The 20,313-nt window shown below is 63.8% G+C and carries 19 protein-coding genes; 9 read left to right on the plus strand and 10 right to left on the minus strand.

The features are described from left to right. Position 1: 1 nt before the first annotated feature. From NKH70_RS22210 to NKH70_RS22235, 6 genes are all read right to left on the minus strand, one after another. Positions 2-988 carry an ABC transporter permease gene (locus NKH70_RS22210; RefSeq protein ID WP_352516747.1) on the minus strand — a complete coding sequence of 329 codons (987 nt, stop codon included), beginning with the start codon at positions 986-988 and terminating at the stop codon, positions 2-4. Next, positions 985-1,965 carry an ABC transporter permease gene (locus NKH70_RS22215; RefSeq protein ID WP_352978830.1) on the minus strand — a complete coding sequence of 327 codons (981 nt, stop codon included), beginning with the start codon at positions 1,963-1,965 and terminating at the stop codon, positions 985-987. Before NKH70_RS22215 ends, NKH70_RS22210 begins: the two co-directional genes overlap by 4 nt. Beyond that, the gene (locus tag NKH70_RS22220; RefSeq protein ID WP_352564357.1) at positions 1,962-3,503 is read right to left on the minus strand and encodes a sugar ABC transporter ATP-binding protein; all 1,542 of its coding nucleotides are present in this window, start codon (positions 3,501-3,503) and stop codon (positions 1,962-1,964) included. The genes NKH70_RS22215 and NKH70_RS22220 overlap by 4 nt, the downstream gene beginning before the upstream one ends. An 80-nt stretch (positions 3,504-3,583) precedes the next feature. After that, positions 3,584-4,708, minus strand: a complete 1,125-nt coding sequence (locus NKH70_RS22225; protein WP_352978833.1) for a sugar ABC transporter substrate-binding protein — start codon at positions 4,706-4,708, stop codon at positions 3,584-3,586. A gap of 296 nt (positions 4,709-5,004) precedes the next feature. Beyond that, on the minus strand, positions 5,005-6,033 hold the full coding sequence (gntR, locus tag NKH70_RS22230; protein ID WP_352716938.1) for an HTH-type transcriptional regulator GntR: 1,029 nt from the start codon (positions 6,031-6,033) through the stop codon (positions 5,005-5,007). Positions 6,034-6,207: 174 nt separating this feature from the next. Then, positions 6,208-7,440: an MFS transporter gene (locus tag NKH70_RS22235; protein ID WP_352912704.1), complete on the minus strand. Its 1,233-nt coding sequence runs from the start codon at positions 7,438-7,440 to the stop codon at positions 6,208-6,210. 175 nt (positions 7,441-7,615) lie between these two features. Between NKH70_RS22235 and NKH70_RS22240 the strand changes: the two genes are divergently transcribed. From NKH70_RS22240 to mocR, 4 genes are all read left to right on the plus strand, one after another. Continuing rightward, positions 7,616-7,903, plus strand: coding sequence for a DUF3175 domain-containing protein (locus tag NKH70_RS22240; RefSeq protein ID WP_023721237.1), 288 nt, complete (start codon positions 7,616-7,618; stop codon positions 7,901-7,903). A 119-nt stretch (positions 7,904-8,022) separates the two neighbouring features. Next, complete coding sequence (gene iolE / locus NKH70_RS22245) at positions 8,023-8,934, plus strand: myo-inosose-2 dehydratase (protein ID WP_352912703.1); 912 nt, start codon at positions 8,023-8,025, stop codon at positions 8,932-8,934. A 200-nt stretch (positions 8,935-9,134) separates the two neighbouring features. Then, positions 9,135-9,341, plus strand: a complete 207-nt coding sequence (locus NKH70_RS22250; protein WP_352912702.1) for a LacI family DNA-binding transcriptional regulator — start codon at positions 9,135-9,137, stop codon at positions 9,339-9,341. Between the two features lie 4 nt (positions 9,342-9,345). Next, positions 9,346-10,812, plus strand: coding sequence for a rhizopine catabolism transcriptional regulator MocR (mocR, locus tag NKH70_RS22255; RefSeq protein ID WP_352978835.1), 1,467 nt, complete (start codon positions 9,346-9,348; stop codon positions 10,810-10,812). A gap of 167 nt (positions 10,813-10,979) precedes the next feature. Here mocR and NKH70_RS22260 read toward each other — a convergent pair whose 3' ends face one another. Then, complete coding sequence (locus NKH70_RS22260) at positions 10,980-11,423, minus strand: SRPBCC family protein (RefSeq protein ID WP_352912700.1); 444 nt, start codon at positions 11,421-11,423, stop codon at positions 10,980-10,982. A 169-nt stretch (positions 11,424-11,592) separates the two neighbouring features. After that, the gene (locus NKH70_RS22265) at positions 11,593-12,837 is read right to left on the minus strand and encodes a DegT/DnrJ/EryC1/StrS family aminotransferase (protein WP_352912699.1); all 1,245 of its coding nucleotides are present in this window, start codon (positions 12,835-12,837) and stop codon (positions 11,593-11,595) included. A gap of 363 nt (positions 12,838-13,200) precedes the next feature. On the opposite strand from NKH70_RS22265, the gene NKH70_RS22270 reads away from it, so the two are divergent. The 5 genes from NKH70_RS22270 (at position 13,201) to NKH70_RS22290 (ending at position 18,420) form a co-directional block, all read left to right on the plus strand. Then, positions 13,201-14,175 carry a polysaccharide deacetylase family protein gene (locus tag NKH70_RS22270; RefSeq protein WP_352978837.1) on the plus strand — a complete coding sequence of 325 codons (975 nt, stop codon included), beginning with the start codon at positions 13,201-13,203 and terminating at the stop codon, positions 14,173-14,175. A 67-nt stretch (positions 14,176-14,242) separates the two neighbouring features. Next, positions 14,243-15,211 (plus strand): rhizopine catabolism ABC transporter substrate-binding protein, encoded by a 969-nt coding sequence (locus NKH70_RS22275; protein WP_023675817.1) that lies wholly within the window; start codon positions 14,243-14,245, stop codon positions 15,209-15,211. A 145-nt stretch (positions 15,212-15,356) separates the two neighbouring features. Next, entirely contained in the window at positions 15,357-16,472 is a 1,116-nt protein-coding gene (locus tag NKH70_RS22280; protein WP_352978865.1) for an ABC transporter permease, read from the plus strand. Then, a complete protein-coding gene (locus tag NKH70_RS22285; RefSeq protein WP_352978839.1) occupies positions 16,469-17,281 on the plus strand; it encodes an ATP-binding cassette domain-containing protein in 813 nt (270 codons plus the stop codon). Before NKH70_RS22280 ends, NKH70_RS22285 begins: the two co-directional genes overlap by 4 nt. Positions 17,282-17,313: 32 nt before the next feature. Then, on the plus strand, positions 17,314-18,420 hold the full coding sequence (locus NKH70_RS22290) for a Gfo/Idh/MocA family protein (protein ID WP_352912697.1): 1,107 nt from the start codon (positions 17,314-17,316) through the stop codon (positions 18,418-18,420). 21 nt (positions 18,421-18,441) lie between these two features. On the opposite strand, the gene NKH70_RS22295 is transcribed toward NKH70_RS22290, so the two are convergent. Both NKH70_RS22295 and NKH70_RS22300 read right to left on the minus strand, forming a co-directional pair. Then, positions 18,442-19,215, minus strand: coding sequence for a FadR/GntR family transcriptional regulator (locus NKH70_RS22295; protein ID WP_352912696.1), 774 nt, complete (start codon positions 19,213-19,215; stop codon positions 18,442-18,444). A gap of 30 nt (positions 19,216-19,245) precedes the next feature. Further along, the gene (locus NKH70_RS22300) at positions 19,246-20,247 is read right to left on the minus strand and encodes a LysR family transcriptional regulator (protein ID WP_352978841.1); all 1,002 of its coding nucleotides are present in this window, start codon (positions 20,245-20,247) and stop codon (positions 19,246-19,248) included. Positions 20,248-20,313: the final 66 nt, after the last annotated feature.

Genomic DNA, 20,313 nt, shown 5'->3' on the forward strand with positions numbered 1-20,313 from the left:
GTCAGCGGCTTGCCGGCGCGCGGCCATAGAGCAGCAGCATGGCGACGATAACGACGCCGTAGATGATCTGCCGTCCCGCCTCCGGCATCTGCATGACGGAAAGAATGGATTGCAAAAGCGTGATCAGGATTACCCCGGCGACGGTGCCGAGATAGGAGCCGCGCCCGCCGAGGATCGAGGTGCCGCCGAGCACCACGGCGGCGATCGACGGCAGCAGATAGGCATCGCCCATCGATTGTGCCGCCTTGGAGGCATAGCCGGCCAACAGCACGCCGCCGAAGGCCGAGAGCCCGCCCGAAACCGCAAAGGCGATCATCACTACGCGCCTTGTATCGATGCCGGAAAGATAGGCGGCACGCTCTCGGTTACCGATGCCGTAGACGGTGCGGCCGAAGCCGGTGCGGGTTAGCACGAACACCATTGCGGCGCCGATCAGCGCCCAGATGAGAACTGCGTTCGGCACGCCAGGAACGGCAAACCCCGTCGCCAGATAGCGCATCGCACCGGTCGCCGAATCCTGCGGCGAGAAACCGCCCGTGTAGACCACCATCAGCCCCTGCGCGACGGCGTTGGTGGCAAGCGTGATGATCATCGAGGGAATGCGCAGATAGGCGACGCCGATGCCGTTGACGATGCCGATCAGAACACCGCAGAAGATGCCGAATGGAATGGCAAGCGCCACACCGACCGGCCCATAAGCGGCCGCGGCGCAGGCCATCATCGCGCCGGCCGCCACCGACCAGGGTACCGACAGGTCGATCTGGCCGAGCAGGATGACCAGCATCATGCCGGTGGCGATGACGCCGAGAAACGACGCCACCTTGAGCTGCTGCAGCAAGTATTCAGGCGACAGGAAGCTGCGCGAATAGAGGCTGCCGAGGAACAGCAGCAGCGCGATACAGGCGAACGCCGTGAGCACCGCCGGATCGGCGCGGCGGAGGAATTTCGGCATGCGGCCGGCGAGGCCGCTCACAGTCGTTTCGCTCACAGGAACCACTCCAGCCGGTTGCGGACCCGAAACAGGGCGAAGGCGCCGAGGCTGACCGCGATCAGCAGGATGACGCCCTGGAACAGGGGCTGCCAGAGCGGATCGAAATCGAAGACGAACAGCAGGTCGCCGATGGTGCGGAAAGCAAGCGCGCCGAAGATCGCGCCGATGGCGCTGCCCTTGCCGCCGAACAGCGACACGCCGCCGAGCACGACGGCGGCAATCGAAAACAGCGTATAGGCGTTGCCGCTGGCGTAGGCCGCATCGCCCGTATAGGTGAAGAACGTCAGGAACAGTCCGCCGATCGCGGCAAGCAGCCCGGCAAGCGCATAGGCGACGAACTTTCCGCGCCGGATCGGCACGCCGGACATGTAGGCCGCCATCTCCGAGGACCCGGCTGCATAGGCGGCACGGCCGAGCACCGATCGGCTGAACGGCACCCAGACCACGAGCACGACCGCCAGCAGCGTCACCAGGCTCGCCGGCACAATACCAAACAGGCGCCCGGTCAGCGCATCGGCGAGCCCTTCATTGACCGAGCCGCCCGGAAACGGCCGCAGCAGCAGCGCGATGCCGAAATAGACCGCGCCGGTGGCGATGGTGGCGACGATCGGCTGCAGGCGTCCATAGATGACGATGGCGCCGTTGATTGCCCCGCACAGCAGCCCGGTGCCGAGCACGGCGATGACGCCGAAGGCGGTCTCGATGCCGGTGCCGACGACCAGCCACGACGCCAGGCAGTTGGTCAGCGTGAAGATCATGCCGACCGAAAGATCGATGCCGGCGGTGATCACCACCAGCGTCTGCGCCATGGCGACGAAGGCGAGCAGCACGCCCTTGTTCGAGGCCGTCTGTACGACATTGGCGGTGAAGCCCGCTGGATGGTTCGAGGTGTAGATGACGAACATGACGATGAAGATGCCGAACGCCAGGAGCGTTCCGCGCTGTTCGGCAAGCCAGTAGCGCCAATCCTTCACGCGTCCGCTCCTTGCCTTGGCATCTCTTCGTGAATGTTGAGCGCGCTGGCGATCAAGGCCCGCTCGGTGATTTCGGCGCCGACCAGTTCACGCTTGACCGCGCCGTCATAGAGCACCAGCACCCGGTCGCAGCAGCCGATCAGCTCGTCATAGTCGGTCGAATAGAACAGGATCGCCGCACCCTGGTCGGCAAGCTTGCGCATCAACTGGTAAAGCTCCTGCTTCGTGCCGACATCGATGCCGCGCGTCGGATCGTTGAGCAGGATGATGCGCGGCTGCCGCATCAGCCATTTGGCGATGACGACCTTCTGCTGGTTGCCGCCGGATAGCGCGCCGACCGGAATGTCGAGGCCGGCCGTCTTGATCGCCAGGAGACCGACCATGTCGTCGATCAGCCGCTGCTCGGCGGCGCGATCGATGATGCCGGCCCTGGACAGCCGGTCGAGGGCGGCGAAGGAGAGATTTTCGCGCACCGTCATCGGCAGCATCAACCCTTCCGTCTTACGATCCTCCGGGATCAGCGCCATGCCGATCCGGTCGTCACGCGCCGCGGCCGGGCTGGCGATCGCCACCGGTCTGCCGTCGATCAGGATCTGGCCTGACAGGCCGCGCAGCACACCGAAGAAGGCGAGCAGCAATTCGCGCTGGCCCTGGCCATCGAGGCCGCCGAGGCCGACCACCTCGCCCGCCCCGACCGACAGCGAGACATCGTGCAGCCGATCCGTCCAGGACAGGCTGCGCGCCTCGAGAACCGGCGTGGCTGCAGCAGCCGCCCGCGCGGGCTTGGGCGGAAAGATGTGGCTGTATTCGCGCCCGATCATCAGTTCGACGACCTCGTTGTCACTCTTGGTGCCGGCCGCGTAGCTGGCGACATTGCGGCCATTGCGGAACACCGTGCACTGGTCGGCCAGTTCGGCGATCTCGTTCATGCGGTGCGATATGTAGAGCAGCGCCAGCCCTTCCGAACGCAGCCGCTTCAACACGGCGAAAACTCTGGCGACGTCAGCCGCGGTCAGCGCCGAGGTCGCCTCGTCGAGGATCAGGATGCGTGGCTTGCGCGCCAGTGCCTTGGCGATCTCGACCATCTGCCTTCTCGAAAGAGGAAGATCCTTGACCAGCGCCAGCGGATGGATATCGGAGGCGCCGGCGCGAGCAAGGGCCTCTTCGGCGATGCGGCGCTGCGCCTTGCGGTCGATCATGCCGAAGCGTTTCGGCGGATCGGAAATGACGATGTTGTCGGCAACGCTGAGTTCGGGGACGAGCGACAGTTCCTGGAAGATGCAGACAATGCCGGCCTGGTTGGCGGCGGCCGGCGAAGCGAAGCTCACTTCGTTTCCGTCCAGCATCATGCGGCCCTCGTCGGGCGCGACGACGCCCGCCATGACCTTGATCAGCGTCGATTTGCCGGCGCCGTTCTCGCCGAGAATGGCGTGGATGCTGCCTGGAGTGACCGACAGTTCGGCCTTCTCCAGCGCCCGCACGCCGCCATAACGCTTGGATATGCCTTCCATGCGGAAGAGCGGAACCGCACCGTCCATCGGCCCTCCCCAGGCGCTTGGCAATCAGGATGTCGAGCGCCGACGCCGCGGGATTTCCCGCGGCGTCGGGCTGTTGGAGTTTACTGGTTTTCCTTGCTCTGGCCCATGATTTCCTGCGCCGTGAAATTGATGCCGCAGGTCGGGAAGGAATTGCCGACGAAGAAATTGTCGGACTGGTCGGGGAAGAAATCCTGGCCTGCCTTGAAGTTCGGATCCTCGACGATCGCCAGCGGCAGCTTGACCGCCTGCGGCACGATTTGGCCTTCAAGTGCTGCAATCGCCGTCTTGATGGCAACCGCCACCTGAGCCGGGCCGGTGCCGGCCGACGAGCATTTCAGGCCGTCAGCGGCGAATTTGGCGCAGAATTTGCGGAAGCCATTCTCCGTCTCGCCGCCGAACGGCACGAACGGATGCTTGGCATCGATCATCGCCTGCACGATGCCGGTATCGCCGCCCTGTCCGGTAATGCCGTCGAAGGGACCGTTGGTGGCAATGGCATCGGCCGTAGCCTTTTGCGCAACGCCGTCATCCCATTTGCCGACGACCTCGGTGACATCCCATTTCTTGCCGGAAGCGTCGAGAACCTCGTGGATCCCGTTGTGGCGGTCGGTGTCGACGGACGTGCCGGCTACGCCGCGCACTTCCAGCACCTTGCCGCCGTTCGGCACGTGCTTGACCAGCCAGTTGCCCCACAATTCGCCAAGGCCTTTCTGGTCGACATTGACGTTGATGGCATCCTTGGTGTCGAGGATGTTGTCGAAGGCGACCAGCACCACGCCGGCTTCCTTGGCCCGCTTGATGACAGGGCCGAATGCGGTCGGGTTCTGGGCGTTGACGACAATCGCGTCATAGCCGGAATCGATGAAATTGTTGATTGCCGAAATCTGCGCCGGCACGTCCTCCCCGGTCGAGACCACCTTGAATTCCTTGAGCTTGGCCGCGACATCCGGCTGCGCTGCATAGGCCTTCGCCGTCTGCACCATCTGGATGCGCCACGTATTGGCGATGTAGCCGTTGGCCAGAGCGATGCGGTACGGGCCGTCTTTCTTGGGGAACTTGAAGAACTGCGTATCGGCCGACCAGGGCGCGAAGCACTCAGGCTCGGCCGATGGCCCCTTGACGATTTCAGGATCGGCGATTGCCGACGAGCTCAACATGACAAAAGCAGTGGCGGCAACGATACCGCCAACGAGTGACTTGATCATCGATATTCCTCCCAGTTGCAGTTTTGTTTGTTCTTACGCCGATGAATTTGCGCATTACCGGCCCGGCACCTCCCGCCGTACCCGTTGCGCGTTCAGGTGGCCGAACGCCGACCCGATCCCCTCCTTTGTTGCCCGGCTAGTCCCGCAAAAACTATCATATTATACATAATAAACAAGCGTGAGCTGTCGCTTATGTATAATAAACAGCCTCCCATCTTCGGGGCGAAGTACCGCCCGGCGGTAAGTGGTAGCGCTACCATGACGTTGTGTAAAGCACCATTGCGTTGAAGCACGCTTCAGCGCGCCGTGCTTTCACGTCGCTTGAGTTCGAAGCCAAGGTCGACGACCCGCTGCTCCGGCCTGTTGCCCTCGATAGCCGCAAGCGCCATGGCGACCGCCCGCCGGCCGATCTCGTAACGGTAGGTCCGAACGCTGGTGACCGACGGAAAGGCCACCTCCATCATGTCCAGATCATTGAAGCCGACGATGCCGATCGTCTTCGGCACGGCGATCGAAGCGCGATGGCATTCGAACAGCACGCCGAGGGCGATATCGTCATTGTTGCAGAACACCGCGTCGAGGCTCGGCAACTTGGCCAGCGCGTCGCGGAACAATTCGCGGCCGAGGGTGACGCTGGAGGGCACCGGCGTCGTGGTGGTAAGCCGCGCGTCGAACAGGCCGGCCGCCTCCATCGCCGCGCGATAGCCGGCAAGCCGCCGCTGCGAACGCGGATCCATGCGCGCGCCGATGAAGCCGATCCGGCGATAGCCTGCCTCGATCAGATGTTCCGCAGCCGCCTTGCCGCCCTGGAAATGTGAGAACCCGACCATCATGTCGACCGGATCGGGCCCGGTCTCCATCACCTGCACCACCGGACAGCCTGCCGCTTCCAGCAGTTTTCGCGACGCCGGCGTCTGGTCGATGCCGGCCACGATCAGCGCCGCCGGGCGTTGCGGCCCAAACACCTGCAGCAGCCGCTCTTCCTCGAGGCCGGAATAGTGGGTGTTTCCGAGCTGGATGCGGAAGGGGCCGTTCGACAGGCTGTCGTAGATGCCGCGCACCACTTCGGCAAAGACGTTGTTGGTAAGCGACGGCACCAGGACGCCAAAGACCTCGGCGCGCGCCGAAGCCAGCGCCCGCGCATTCGGGTCGGGCACATAGCCGAGCTCATTCACGGCGGACTCGATCTGGCGGCGCAGATCTTCCGAGACACGCCCCGGCTCGCGCAAGGCGCGCGAGACGGTAATGGCGCCGACGCCGGCCTTGCGCGCGACATCGGCGATGGTCGGGCGGCCGCCGCCGCGGCGCGAGCGCGGCTTGATCACCGTACTGGTCCCGACACCGGGCAACCGCCCAGACGCGACCGTGAAACGATGTTCAGCGTTTTTGCCACTGCTGCCATGCCAACCTGGCCCGTTGCCACACCTTGTCTGGCGTCGCGCAGCCTTCGGCTATTGTCAAGCGACGGCCGGGAGAGACTGTACCCGTACCGCCGTGCTTCAGGCCGTCACGGCAGCGCTGCTCCGGGCCTTCCACAGCAGCAGCACCATGGCCGAAATGTTCAGCAGGTTCCAGGCGATGCCGTTGAGGAACGCGGCGGCATAGGAACCGGTCAAATCGTAGATCCAGCCCGACATCCAGCCACCGATCGCCATGCCGAAGATGGTCGCCATCATGACGATGCCGACGCGCTGGCCAGCCTCCTTGGCTGGCATATATTCGCGCACGATGATCGCATAACAGGGGACGATGCCGCCTTGCGACAGGCCGAAGACCAGCGAGACGACATAGAGCGAGGCAAGCCCGTCGAACGGGATATAGAACAACAGCGACAGGCATTGCAGCACCGAGCCGATCAGCAGGGTTTTCACGCCACCGATGCGATCGGCAAGGAAGCCCGAGCCTAGCCGGCTGACGACGCCCGCCGCCAGCATGATCGACAGCATATCGGCGCCATGTGCCACACCGTAGCCGAGATCCATGCAGTAGGCGACGATATGGACTTGCGGCATCGACATCGCCACGCAGCAGCCGAGCCCGGCGACGATGAGCAGCGCCTGCAAGGCCGCCGGCGACAGTGAGATCGGCTGGACCACGCGGCTGCCCGGCGATCCCGGAGCCGCCTGGGGCGGTGCGCCGCGCCGGAGCAGCAGGATCAAGGGCACCATGGTGACCAGGCAGACGACGCCGATCGCGGCATAGGTGAAGCGCCAGCCTTCGGTCTGCATGACATAGGGCATCGCCGTCGGCCAGATCGCTCCGCCGAGATAGTTGCCGGATGCGGCAGCCGTCACCGCGACGCCGCGGCGCCGGTTGAACCAGTGCGAGATATCGGCGATCAAAGGGCCGAAGATCGCCGACGAGCCGACGCCGATCAACAGGCCCTGGACGAGGGTGAACTGCAGGATCGAACTGGTCAGCGACGCCAGCAGGAAACCGGCGCCAAGTGTAATCGCGGCAATCAGCGCCGGAACCCAGTACCCAATGCGGTCGATGGCGCGGCCGAACAGCACATTGCCGGCGGCAAAGCCGACCATGGTCGCGGTGTAGGGCATCGAGGCAGCGGCGCGATCGACGCCGAATTCTGCCTGCACGGCAGGCAGCACCACGACCACCGCCCACATGCCGACCCCGCCGATCGTTGCCAGCAGCATCGAGATGCCCAGCCGTATCCAGGCATAGGCACTGTCGATGCCGGAACTTCCTGCCTGGCTTGAGACGATTGGGGTCAAGAGCGTTTCCTGTCCGCAGTTCTTGAATCGGCGGTTCTGACCACTATCGGCGCATTCGCATAGCCGAGCAGCGCCACGACAGGCAAATCCGTGGCTCCAGGGATTCGGGCCGAAGTGGAACAGCGGTGCGCCATAAGGCGTTTTCCCGGCAACGACCTAGTGGAAGGAGTTTGCCATGACCGCGCAACGGAAATGGTCCGCCGACGTCACCGAGCATAGCGACGCGCTGGACCTCGAGGAACACATCTTCGAATCCCACGATCCAAGGAAAATCGCCGCCTCGTTGAAGCGATCGGCCGAGCACAGCGATCGACGCAAGGCAGGGCCGTTTCAATCCGCCATGTCGATGCTGAATTTCTACATCAACCGAGCCGGCAAGAACCTGCCGGCGGCGCAAAAGAAAGTGCTGGAGGACGCAAAGGACGAACTGCGCGTCCTTTTTGGCCGCCCAAAGGAAGACTAGAATCGGTCACCATTGATTGGTTCTGCCAAATGCGGCTGAACTGGACCTAGTGACGGGTCCTCTTTGCCGCCAGTCTGCAGGCTCGGCTTGTATTCCCAAGCCTGCAAAAGTCTGGCGCCATGACGGTCAAGATCGGCATCAATCCCATCACCTGGAGCAATGACGATGTTCCCGCACTTGGCGGCGATACGCCCCTGGAGACCTGCCTGTCGGAAACCGCACAGGCCGGCTATCGCGGCACCGAGCTCGGCGGGAAATTTCCGCGCCAGGCTGAAGTGCTTGGCCCGATCCTGTCCTCCTATGGCCTGGAACTCGTCTCCGGCTGGTATGATGGCCGCATTCTCGACCGTACAGTCGACGAGGAATTCGCGGCGATCACCCCACATCTGCAGCTGTTGCGCGACCTTGGCGCCAAGATCGTCGTCTACGCCGACACCTCGCGCGGTCGCCATGACGGCATTTTTGCGCCGATCTCCGAGCGTCCGCGCCTCGCCGACAGCGACTGGCCGTCCTATGGCGAGAAACTGACCGCCCTCGCCGACCGCATGGTCGCATTCGGGGTCGGCATGGCCTTCCACCACCACATGGGCACCATCGTCGAGACGGACGATGAAGTCGACAGGCTGATGGCGGCGACGGGCCGAAGCGTCGGCCTTTTGTTCGATACGGGCCACTGCCTGTTTTCGGGCGGCGACCCGCAATCGCTGTTGCAACGGCATCTCGACCGTATCGTGCATTTCCATTGCAAGGACGTTCGCAGGCCGGTGCTGGAAAGGGCACGCCGCGAGGACATGAGCTTCATGGCGGCGGTAATGGATGGCATTTTTACCGTGCCCGGCGACGGCTCGGTCGATTTCCTGTCATTGCTGAAACCCCTCGCGGCGCGCGGCTATGAAGGCTGGATCGTTGTCGAGGCCGAGCAGGATCCGGCCAAGGCGCATCCGCTGACCTATGCCAGCAAAGGCTATTTCTCGCTGCTTGCCACCGCCCGCGAGGCCGGCTTCGAAGTGGCGACGCGGCAGGCAGACTGACCGGCCCGCATTGCGAGCCGGAGGAACATAATGGGCGCGCGCCTCGATGGGGTTAGCGACGCGAAAGCGCCCGGCGATCCGCGCCGTCTTGCTCCCTGCGCGGCGCGGATCGCAGAATCCCTGCTCTGGATTTCAAACCCCGACTTTCAAGCTTGAGGCCGGCCGGAAGCCGTGCCTTGATGCAACCGAGGAGGAGCGACATGGCTTTCGAAGCTGCGCTTGGCATGGAACGGCTTTGCACCATCCGGGAGATCGCCGAGAAGGCAGAACTTGGCGCCGCCACCGTGCATCGCGCGCTGAAGAACAGTCGCGAGATCCGCCCCGAAACAAAGCAGCTAGTGCTCGACACCGTCTGCCGGCTCAACGAGGAAAAGATCGCCCGCGCCGCCCGGTTCGTCGGGGGATAGTGCCTTGGCCGACCACATGCGCCTTTCCCTCGACATCATGTCGGTCGACCGCGCTTCGGAAGAACCGATGCATCGTCAGATCTACGGCGCCTTGCGACGCTTCATCCTTGACGGCCAAATCCCGCAGAACACGCTGCTGCCGTCGACGCGCTCGCTGGCCGAGGATCTGAAGGTCGGGCGCAACACGGTCATCGCCGCCTATGACCAGCTCCTTGCCGAAGGTTTTATCGAGGCGCGCGCCGGATCGGGCACCTGGGTGGCGCCGATCCAGCAGAACCGCCCTTTGGCATCCCTGCGCGCCGGACTGGCAGCGCCGCAAAAGCTGTCGCGGCGCGGCCAGACCATCGTCAACGGCCCGCAACCGCCGCGCAATGCCGGCGTTATCAATTTCCATCCGGGCGTGCCCGAAACGGCGTCGTTTCCGTTCACCATCTGGTCAAGTCTTCTGGTGCGCAATGCACGCAGCCGCGACGAGAGCCTGCTTGGTTATCTCTCCTTTGCCGGCCACCCCGGCCTGCGTCAGGCCATTGCCTCGACCATCGGCCTGTCGCGCGGCATCAGCTGCACCGCCGACCAGGTGATCATCGTCACCGGTGCGCAAGCAGCGCTCGATCTCGTCTCGCGCGTGCTGATGGACGAAGGCGACCATGTCTGGATGGAAGAGCCCGGCTATCTCGGCGCCAAGAGCGCCTTTCTCGCCAGCGGCGCCAAATTAGCACCGTTGAAGGTCGACAGGCGCGGCTGGCATCTTGCCGATCCGGAGCTGCCGCCGCCGCGGCTGATCTATGTGACGCCATCCTGCCAATGGCCGTTCGGCACCATCATGCGCATCGAGGAGCGGTTGCAGCTGCTCGACATCGCCGAACGCAACGGCGCCTGGATCGTCGAGGATGACTATGACGGCGAATACCGGTTTCGCGGCCGGCCGGTGCCGGCGCTACGCGGGCTCGATCATGCCGATCGCGTCGTGTATATCGGCAGCTTCGGCAAGACGCTGATCCCGGCGCTGCGCATCGGCTATCTGATCGTGCCGCGCGAATTGTCGGTGCCGTTCGACCGGGCGGTGAGCATCACCGGCCAGTTCGCGCCGCTGATCCTGCAGGCAACGGTCAACGACTTCATCACGCAGGGCTATTTCGCCACGCACCTCAAGCGCATGCGCCGGCTCTATGCGCGCCGGCAGGCGAACTTCGTCAAGCTGTGCCAGGAGCATCTGGCCGAATGGCTGACCGTCACGGAAAACGATTCCGGCATGCAGCTGCTGGCGAGCTTCCTCAGGCCCTATAAGGACAGTGACGTGGTCGCCGCCGCCCTCAAGGAGGGGCTCGACGTCCAGGACATCTCGATCAACTACCATTCCACAGAACCCGAGCACGGCCTGCTGCTCGGCTATGCGGCGATGGACGAACGCCAGATCCTGCGCGCAGTGCTGGCGCTGCGCGCCGCGTTCCTAAGGTTGGATAGAAGCTAGGGCAAGCTTCGCCATCCGGGCTTTCCGGCGCCGGCGCATGTTGCCTGGGAAGACCGGGAATTCCTTGGAACCCGGCTAGGGACGCCGATGCAGCCAAGGCAGCGCCCGCTTCGCTCTCTCGGTGCGACGAGATCGCCCCCATGGATCAGCCACGCGCGCGCTTTACCCTACTGCTTGATCTCGGGTTCAACGAGCTTCGCCAGATTTCGCAGCGACTCCTGCCAGCCGAGATAGCAGGCCTCAACTGGGATGACGTCTGGAATACCGGCCTGCGTGATATTCACTTCGGTGCCGACCGATACTTTCTTCAATGTCACGGTCACCTCGATCTCGCCGGGCAGGTTGGGGCCGTCGAACCGGTCGGTGTAGCGCAGTTGCTCATTGGGCACGAGCTCGACATATTCGCCGCCGAACGAGTGGCTGTCGCCGGTGGTGAAGTTGCGGAAGGACATTTTGAACGTACCGCCGACTTTCGCCTCGAAGTGATGAACCGTGCAGGTGAAGCCATTCGGCGGAAGCCATTTCGCAAGTGCATCCGCTTCGAGGAACGCGCGGTAGACTTTCTCCGGGGTTGTTGTCAGAACGCGGTGCAGCCGTACGGTGCCGGGCATATCGTTAATCCTCCGTGTTGGTGATCGATGCCCCCTAGGACGAGCGGAGCCCGGCCTATCCGACACGGGCCTGCGGATTTTTTGACGACCGGTTATGCCGGCCGGAATCCTCGCCCGGCTGCCGGACATGGAACTCGGCCGCAGGGTAGCAAACCGCGTCGGAACTGGTCTAGTTCACACTGTCGAACTTCTGCAGATCAACCGGTGCCGCCTTGCGCAATTCGACATCATCGAGCGAAGCATTCTCCAGCGCCACCCGCGCCGCCGCGTCGATGTTGTGGATCATGTCCTGAATATCGGTATCGCTGTGCGCCGGGTTCATGGCGACCATCACGGTGCGGTTGAGGATGTCGAGCGAGCGCTTGCCGAGGTCGTCGGAATAATCCAGCCGCAGGCCCTGGTTCTCGGGCAGTGCGTAAGGATTGAGCGCCGGATGATGCGCGCCTTCATGCATCAGCACCTGGTCCCACTGGGTGAAATTGTGGCGGCCGGTCTTACCGGCAACGACACTGGGAATGGTCTTCGAAAACGTCTGCGCCGCCTGCTCGCTCGGCAGCAGATACATCACCTGAGCGGCGCAATCGTCGTCCGGGCTGTTCATCGGCGACGGCGTCAGACCAAGATTGCCGAGGTGGCGGGTGCCGGCCAGCACCTTCTTCTTCTCGGCCCGCATCGCCTCGATGATGCCGTCCAGCCGGTCGAGCTGGACGTTGAGCATCGCCCCCATCAGTTCGGAAGCACGCGCGCCGATGCCGGCGAAGGGTTTGATGCTGTCGCTCCTGCCCTGCCAGTAGAAATGGCAAGGGTCGATGGCGCAGCGCGCCCGCTCCGCTACTTTCGGGTCGCTGGTGGCGATGCCGCCGCCCTCGCCCGATGTCATATTCTTGAAGTAGTTGAAGGAATAGGCGCCGGCATGGCCGATCGAGCCGAGCTTGCGGCCCTCATAGCCGCCGCCGATTCCCTGGCAGACATCCTCCAGCACCAGCAAACCGCGCTTGGCCGCAATGTCCATGATTGCATTCATGTTGCAGGCGGCGCCCCACATATGCACCGGGATCACCGCCCTGGTGCGCGGCCCGATGGCATCGCGCAAGGCGATGGGATCGATGGTCAGGCTCTCATCGATGTCGATGATGACGGGAATGGCCCCGACCGAAAGCACCGCGGTCGCGGTCGCCATATAGGTGTGCGCAGGCACCAGCACTTCGTCCCCCGGGCCGATGCCGAGGCCGATCAGGCCGGCGGCGAGCCCATAGGTGCCGCTGGCGGCAAGCGCGAAATGCTCGACGCCGAGGTGCTGCGCATAGCGGGCCTCGAAGCGGTCGCATTCGCTGTCCTTGCCGTAACGAAACAGCGCGCCCGAGCGGATCACCCTGGCAATGGCTTCGATTTCCTCTTCGCCGGCGGTGTACATGACAGGCCTCCAAGTTACTTGGTAGTTTGGGTCACTTGATAATGTGGTCGCTTGATGGTGTGGACAGCTGTAGGCTTGTCGGCACAGTTTGAAAGAACCACTCCGCCGCTATTCGACCAAGCCATCTGCGCCCGGAAGACGGTTCCTATGACTGGTTTTGAACCCTGATTGGGGAAATCGGCAGCTAAGTGTCTCAGCCGGCAGGCAAATTGTACCCATCCGAATTCGCCAAAGTGGCCCTGTCGGAAAGGCAGGTTTCGGCGTTCCATTCCGGCCAGTTGGGCAAACGGTTGGTTCCATGAAATACGGGACACACTTTGGAAGACCCCCGAAGCCGATATGCCGGCGGGAAGGCGGCCATTCGTGAACGCCGCCGGCTCCAGCAAGCGGATCGTGCTCCACGAGGACGATGTCGGCATGTGCCACGGCGCCAACAGCGCCTTCCTCGAATTGAGCGGGCTGGGTGTCTGCAGTTCCGGCGCGGTGATGGTGCCGTGCCCCTGGTTCCTCGAAATGGCCGAGAGCGCCGCCGCCAACCCTGGCCTTGACCTTGGCGTCCACCTGACGCTGAACAGCGAGAAACAGCATTACAAATGGCGGCCGTTGACCGCGCCATCGCGGGCGGCCGACCTGACCGACGAGTTCGGCTTCTTGTGGCCCGATGTGGCGACCACGCGCCGCAAGGCGGTGCCGCAGGCGGTCGAGGCCGAGCTTCGCGCCCAGATCGACACCGCCTATCGCGCTGGCATCGACGTCACCCACCTCGACGCCCATATGGGCGCGGCATTGTCGCCGGAATTTTGCGACATCTACATCAAGCTCGGGCTCGAATATCAGCTGCCCGTGTTGTTGACCAAGACCCTGTCCGCCTATTCCCCCAACGACAATCTGGTCGGCGTCACCGAGGAGGCGTTCCAGCGTGGCGTGGCGCTGGCCCGTGCCGGCGGCTTTGCCATTTTCGACGCCGCCATCCAGACGACCTGGGGCCGGCCGCGTTCCAGGCCGATCGAGCCCGCTTACAAAGCGCTCATCGAGGGTGTGCGCGAGGGCCTGACCTTCTTTTGCCTGCATTGCAACGCGCCAGGTGAACTCGAGCTGATCGAGCCGCGCTCCGCCTATATCCGCACCGAAGAGTACGAGCTGTTCCGCGACCAGGGCTTTCGCGACTGGCTCGCCGCGCAGCCGATCGAAGTCATCGGCATGAAGCCGTTGCGCGAGGAGCTTCGCGCAACACTCCCGGCCGGGCGAGCATCAACAACGGCCCGCGGCAGCAACGCGGGCGAACAGCGATTGGCGTCGGCAAAGGCCCGCAAAGCGGCCACCCGATCCGCGACGTGAGCCGATCGTCGCGGCCGGAAAACGGCGCCAGAGGGATTGGAACTGCAACGACAAATGGGAGAATAAGATGAAAACTCTTCTGAAAGTGGCATTGGGCGCCTTCGTCTCGGCGGGCCTGATGACAGGCATCGCGCATGCCGCGGGCCTCAAGGATCCGAAGGACGTCCGCATCACCTTCGTGGTGCATGGGTCGGCGTCCGATCCCTATTGGTCGGTGGTCAAGCGCGGCGTCGATGATGCGGCCGCCCTCACCGGCGCCAAGGTGGAATATTACGCGCCGCAGGTCTTCGACGTGGTCGAGCAGGCCCGGCTTCTCGACGCCGCCATCGCCACCAAGCCGGACGGCATCGCCGTCTCCATCGCCGACGCCAATGCACTCGGCAAATCGGTCAAATCCGGGCTTGCCGCCAATATTCCCATGGTGGTTCTGGATTCCGGCGAAAAGGAAGGCGCCGAGCTCGGCACGACGCTCTATGTCGGCACCGTTTCCGAATATGATTCCGGCAAGAAGGCCGGCGAGCGGCTGGCCAAGGAAGGCACGCTCAAGGTCGTCTGCATCAACCACGAGGTCGGCAATGTCAGCCTCGACCAGCGCTGCCAAGGCCTCAATGACGGGCTGAAGCCCTCCGGCGGCGGCACCGAGGTTCTGGCCGTGGCGCCGGATCCCGCCGATATCCAGCGCCGCACCGAAGCCTATCTGTCGGCGCATCCCGATACGCAGGCCGTCTTTGCGCTTGGTGCCACCGCCGCCAATCCGCTGATCCCGATGTTCCGCGACAAGGAACTGTTCGGCAAGCTCAAGCTCTACACTTTCGACATCAGCCCGGAGGTCCTCGACTCGGTCGTCGCCGGCGAAATGGGCTTCGGCATGGACGCCCAGCAATATCTCATGGGCTATCTGCCGGTGATCTATCTGGTCGAGCAGGCGACGCACGGCTTCTGGCCGCAGAACAACGCCTATACCGGACCGCTGTTCATCGACTCGCCCGAAAAAGCCAAGGCGATCCTGGCCCTCGCCAAAGAGGGCATTCGCTAGCAAGTTCCGACGGAACGGGAGAATGCGCCAAGCGCTCTCCCGATCCGTTCGAAGATTGCGAATTGAGCGATTGGGGAGCCTAATGACGATCGTGGAAGACAACGCAGCACCTCCAGCCGAACTGAAGGCGACCGACCGCTTCGGCATGACGTCGAAGCGGGCCGCCGGCGCCGACGAACGGCTGGCCAGCACCGGCAAGCTGACCCAGTGGCTGCGCCGGCCGGAGGCTGGTGCCGCCGGCGGGCTGCTTGCGACGATCATCATCTTTGCGCTGCTGCCGGGCGCGGCGAACCTCTATTCGCTGCAGGGGTCGATGACCTTCCTGACGCTGTCGGCGGAGCTCGGCATCGTCGCCACCGCGGCGGCACTTCTCATCATCGCCGGCGAGTTCGATCTCTCGGTCGGCTCCATGGTCGGCTTCGCCGGCGTCGTCATCGGGCTGACGGTGAAGTACTGGGGTCTGCCGCTATGGGGCGGCATTGCCTGTGCCTTCGCCGTTGCCATCCTCACCGGCTATCTCAACGGCCTGATCGTGGTGAAGACGCGCCTGCCCTCCTTCATCGTCACCCTCGCCACGCTCTATATCCTGCGCGGACTGTCGATCGGCATCACCCGCGCCGTCACCGGCCGCACGCAGATCCCCTACATACTCGAAGGCGCACCGGACCCGGCGACGGCCGGCATTTTCAACGGCCATCTGCTCACCGGCCTGTTCCGCTGGATGGGCGCGCAAGGCTGGATCGCCACCCGCAGCGACGGCATTCCCTTCGTCGCCGGCATTCCGATGTCGATCGTCTGGTGGCTCGGCCTGACGGCGCTGGCCGGCTACGTGCTCACCCAGACGAAATACGGCAACTGGATCTTCGCCACCGGCGGCGACCTGATCGCAGCCCGCAACGTCGGTGTGCCGGTAGATCGTGTCAAGATCAGCCTGTTCATCTACACCGCCTGCGCGGCGACCCTGCTTGCCACCATCCAGGTGATGGAGGCGGGCTCCGCCGACACCACGCGCGGCCTGCTCAAGGAATTCGAGGCGATCATCGCCGCCGTCATCGGCGGCGTGCTGCTCACCGGCGGCTACGGCACCGTCTACGGCGTGTTGTTCGGCGCGCTGATCTTCGGGCTGGTGCAGATGGGCATCTTCTACACCGGCATCGACACCGACTGGTTCAAAGTCTTCCTCGGCATCGTCATCCTGATGGCCGTGCTGGTCAACAACTACATCAGGCTGAAGGCGCTCGGCCGCGGAGGTGGCAAATGACTGCGCCAGCAATGGAACTGCGCGGCGTCAGCGTCAATTTCGGTTCGGTGCGCGCCCTCCAGGACATCGACATCAAGGTCTATCCGGGCGAGGTCCACTGCCTGCTCGGCGACAACGGCGCCGGCAAGTCGACGCTGATCAAGGTTCTGTCCGGCGTCTACCGGCCGAGCAAGGGCGAAATCCTGGTCGACGGCAAGCCGGTCACCTTCCGCAGCCCGCGCGACGCGCAGGAGCTCGGCGTGGCAACGGTGTTCCAGGACCTCGGCATGATCTCGCTGATGTCGATCACCCGTAACTTCTTTCTCGGCCGCGAGCCGACCAAAAGCAGCCTGCCCTTCTCGCGCATCGATAAGGAACGCGCCAACACCATCGCCAGGCAGGCGATGGCCGATATCGGCATCGACGTGCGCGACCCGACGCAGGCCGTCGGCACGCTGTCGGGCGGCGAGCGCCAGTCGGTGGCAATCGCCCGCGCCGTGCATTTTGGCGCGCGCGTGCTGATCCTCGACGAGCCGACCTCCGCACTCGGCGTCCACCAGGCGGCGATGGTGCTGAAGTTCATCATCGAAGCGCGCATGCGGGGTCTGGCCGTGATCTTCATCAGCCACAACATCCACCATGCCTATCCGGTCGGCGACACCTTCACGCTGCTCAACCGCGGTCGCAATCGCGGCACCTATGCCAAGTCGGAAATCTCGCGCGACGAGGTCATCTCGATCATGTCGGGCGGCGAGGATCTGAAAGCGGTCGAGGCGGAGATTGCCGGCCTGCTCGCCCAGATCGACAACCGGCCGCCTGCGGCGCCTTGAGCTGACATCAGGACATTGCGGGGAATGATTGCATGAGCAGGTTACGCGTCGGGGTCGTCGGCGCCGGCATGGTCTCGCAAGTCGAGCATATCCCCAATCTGCTGCGCCTCGGCGAATTGTTCGAGCTGGTCGGGGTCGCCGATCCCTCCAGGATTTCGCGGCAGTTCGTCACCGACACCCATGGCATTGCCAATTTCGAAACGATCGACCAGCTCTTCGACCAGCGCCTCGACGCGGTGGTGATCGGCTCGCCGGACCCGCTGCATCACGAACAGGTGCTGGCGGCGCTGGCGCGCGGCCTGCATGTCTTTTGCGAAAAGCCGCTCTGCTATTCGCTGGCGGAAATCGCCGAGATCGTCGCCGCGCGCGACGCCGCCAGGAAGATTGTTCAGGTCGGCTATATGAAGCGCTTCGATCCGAGCTACCGGCTGGCGCTCGCTTCGCTGCCGGGCACATCAAGCACGCTGCGCTCGGTCTCGGTGGAAGTGAACGATCCCGACGCCTGGCCGTTCATTGCCCATCAGCCCTACAGGCGCGGCACCGATATCCCCGAGGACATGATCGCCGCCGTCGCCGCCAAGCAGAAGCGCCAGGTCGAATACGCCATCGGTGTTCCCGTGACCAAGCTCGCTTTCCGTGGATTTACCGGCGCTTACAGCTCGGCTTTGATTCACGACGTCAACGCCGTCCACGGCCTGCTCGACGCGCTCGGCGTGCCGGACGGCGAGGTCGTCGGCGCGCAGATCTTTGCCAATGGCGACGGCGGCCAGGGCGCCGTCAAGCTTTTGGACGGGCAGGCGCTGTGGACCATGACCCATCTCACCGTACCCAAGCTCGCCGACTACAAGGAGCGGATCACGCTGTTCTTCGACGATGCCAGCCTGGAGCTCGAATTCCCCTCGCCCTGGCTCAACCATCATCCGACGCGGCTGACGGTGACGACCTCGCACGGTCACATACTGTCGAAGAAAGATTTGCGCGCCGGCTACGCAGAAGCCTTCGTCGAGGAGATGCGTGGCTTCTGGGCGGCGATCGTCAATGGCGACCCCGTCGTCAACCCGCCCGAACACGCCGCCCGCGACCAACAGCTGCTCCTCGGCCTGACCCGGCGGCATCTCGCGACCGCACCCTTCGACTGAGTGCCTGTAGCCGAACGGCGGCTACCTGGACTTGATGACGCTGTCGGTATTGGCCAGCAGCTTGCGCACCGCATTGCGCGCCGCGTCCGGCCGCTGCAGGCGGATGCTCTTCTCGATTGCCTCATGCAGCCTCTGCGCATGCTGCAAATCGTCGAGTTCCCGCGTCGTAAAAGCGAACAGATGATCGAACGCCGATTCGATCAGCACGCCGAGCGGCACCAGCAGGTCGTTGCCCGAGGCGCGCAGGATGGCGAGATGAAACCGCGTGTCGGCGCGCGTGCGCTCCTGCAGGTTGGTTGCCTCGCCCATCTCGCGACAGGCCTGGCTGATCTCGGCCATCTGCTCGTCGGTGCGCCGCATCGCGGCGAAGGCGCTGGCCTCCGGCTCGATGATGTGGCGGAATTCCTGCACCGTCCTGAGGAACACCTCGCGGTCCGGCGAGGTCGCATACCAGGCCAGCACGTCTCGATCGAGCAGGTTCCAGCGCTCCTTCGGCTCGACCCAGCTGCCGATTTTGGGACGTGACGACAAAAGACTCTTCGCCATCAGCATTTTGATGGCTTCGCGTACCGCCGAGCGGCTGACGTCGAAGGTCTCCGACCATTTGGCTTCGTTGGGCAGGATGGTTCCCGGCGGATAGTCGCCGCGCACGATCCTCAGCCCGATTTCGTTGGCCAGCGAGGCGTGCACGCTCGATCCCGGCATGCGTGCCGCATCGGCCCGGCGAACACCGCTCGTGCGTTCGGCGAACGCCTCGGCCGCTGTCTTTCCCTTATTCGGCTTCGCGTCCCGCATGGCTCCACAAAGTCCGGATTTGGAGGCGTGTCAAGGAGATGAAATCGACGGCAATATCTCAGTTTGGTTTTCCGCCTCGGTCCCCTCGCCGACATCGCGCTTTGCCGAACGCTCACGCCGGAGCGGCACGAACGGCTTCTGTTTGTCCCGACTGAATTCCTCGATCAGGAAATCAAGGAAGACGCGGATTTTCGGGGCAAGATGCTGGCGTGCCGGATAGACCGCGTAGAGCGTGGTTTCGACCTTTTCCCAGTCATCCAGAGCCGATTGCAGCCGGCCTGCTGTCAGATCGCTCTCGACATAGGGATAGGGGATCAGGCTGACGCCGAAACCGGCGCGCAGCGCATCGCGCACGGCAAGGCTTGACGACACCGAATATCGTCCCTCGATGGCGATCCGCTCGCTGCGGCCGTCCTTGCGGAACTCCCATATGTCCGCATGCCCCGAGAGGCTGAACCGGATGCAAGTGGCCGCCTTCAAATCGGCAGGCGTTTTGGGCCGGCCATGCTTCTCGAAATAGGACGGAGCTGCGCAAAGCACGTGCGGCATGACCGCAAGCTTTCTCGCGACCAGGCTGGAATCCTCGAGATTGTCGCTGCCGCGAATGGCTAGGTCAAATCCCTCCCGCACGATATCGACGCGCCTGTCATCAAGATGCAGGTCGAGTTTCAAATCGGGATAGCGCGATAGAAACGCGGGAATGCCAGCCGAAAGCCGCGTCAACGTGACGGTCATCGGCGCGCTGACCCGCAACGTCCCGCTCGGCGCCGTCTTGATGGGACCCAGGACCTGGTCGGCCCTGGCCAGCGCATCGAGCCCCTGCGTGACATGCTCCAGATAGATCCTGCCCTCTTCGGTAAGCGCCATGCGCCGCGTCGTCCGGTTGATGAGCCGCACGTCCAGATGCGCCTCCAGCTCGGCGATGTTCTTGCTGATCGCCGGAGGCGAGAGGCCGAGCCGCCGTCCGGCTTCGGCAAAGCTGTTCAGTTCCGCCACGTGGCGGAAAACCTGCAACGCCGTCAGGCGATCCATCGCACCATTCTCTTCCAGTAAACAATGTCTTTCGATTGTCACATATTATCGCTCGTTGGTAAATTC

Source organism: Mesorhizobium sp. M0991 (assembly GCF_040318915.1).
GTDB lineage: Bacteria > Pseudomonadota > Alphaproteobacteria > Rhizobiales > Rhizobiaceae > Mesorhizobium.

Bases quoted from the DNA above. Each gene is read 5' to 3' on its own strand.
- NKH70_RS22220 (WP_352564357.1), bottom strand. From the start codon at position 3,503: ATGGACGGTGCGGTTCCGCTCTTCCGCATGGAAGGCATATCCAAGCGT.
- NKH70_RS22225 (WP_352978833.1), bottom strand. From the start codon at position 4,708: ATGATCAAGTCACTCGTTGGCGGTATCGTTGCCGCCACTGCTTTTGTC.
- NKH70_RS22240 (WP_023721237.1), top strand. From the start codon at position 7,616: ATGACCGCGCAACGGAAATGGTCCGCCGACGTCACCGAGCATAGCGAC.
- iolE (WP_352912703.1), top strand. From the start codon at position 8,023: ATGACGGTCAAGATCGGCATCAATCCCATCACCTGGAGCAATGACGAT.
- NKH70_RS22250 (WP_352912702.1), top strand. From the start codon at position 9,135: ATGGCTTTCGAAGCTGCGCTTGGCATGGAACGGCTTTGCACCATCCGG.
- NKH70_RS22260 (WP_352912700.1), bottom strand. From the start codon at position 11,423: ATGCCCGGCACCGTACGGCTGCACCGCGTTCTGACAACAACCCCGGAG.
- NKH70_RS22265 (WP_352912699.1), bottom strand. From the start codon at position 12,837: ATGTACACCGCCGGCGAAGAGGAAATCGAAGCCATTGCCAGGGTGATC.
- NKH70_RS22275 (WP_023675817.1), top strand. From the start codon at position 14,243: ATGAAAACTCTTCTGAAAGTGGCATTGGGCGCCTTCGTCTCGGCGGGC.
- NKH70_RS22280 (WP_352978865.1), top strand. From the start codon at position 15,357: ATGACGTCGAAGCGGGCCGCCGGCGCCGACGAACGGCTGGCCAGCACC.
- NKH70_RS22285 (WP_352978839.1), top strand. From the start codon at position 16,469: ATGACTGCGCCAGCAATGGAACTGCGCGGCGTCAGCGTCAATTTCGGT.
- NKH70_RS22290 (WP_352912697.1), top strand. From the start codon at position 17,314: ATGAGCAGGTTACGCGTCGGGGTCGTCGGCGCCGGCATGGTCTCGCAA.
- NKH70_RS22295 (WP_352912696.1), bottom strand. From the start codon at position 19,215: ATGCGGGACGCGAAGCCGAATAAGGGAAAGACAGCGGCCGAGGCGTTC.
- NKH70_RS22300 (WP_352978841.1), bottom strand. From the start codon at position 20,247: ATGGATCGCCTGACGGCGTTGCAGGTTTTCCGCCACGTGGCGGAACTG.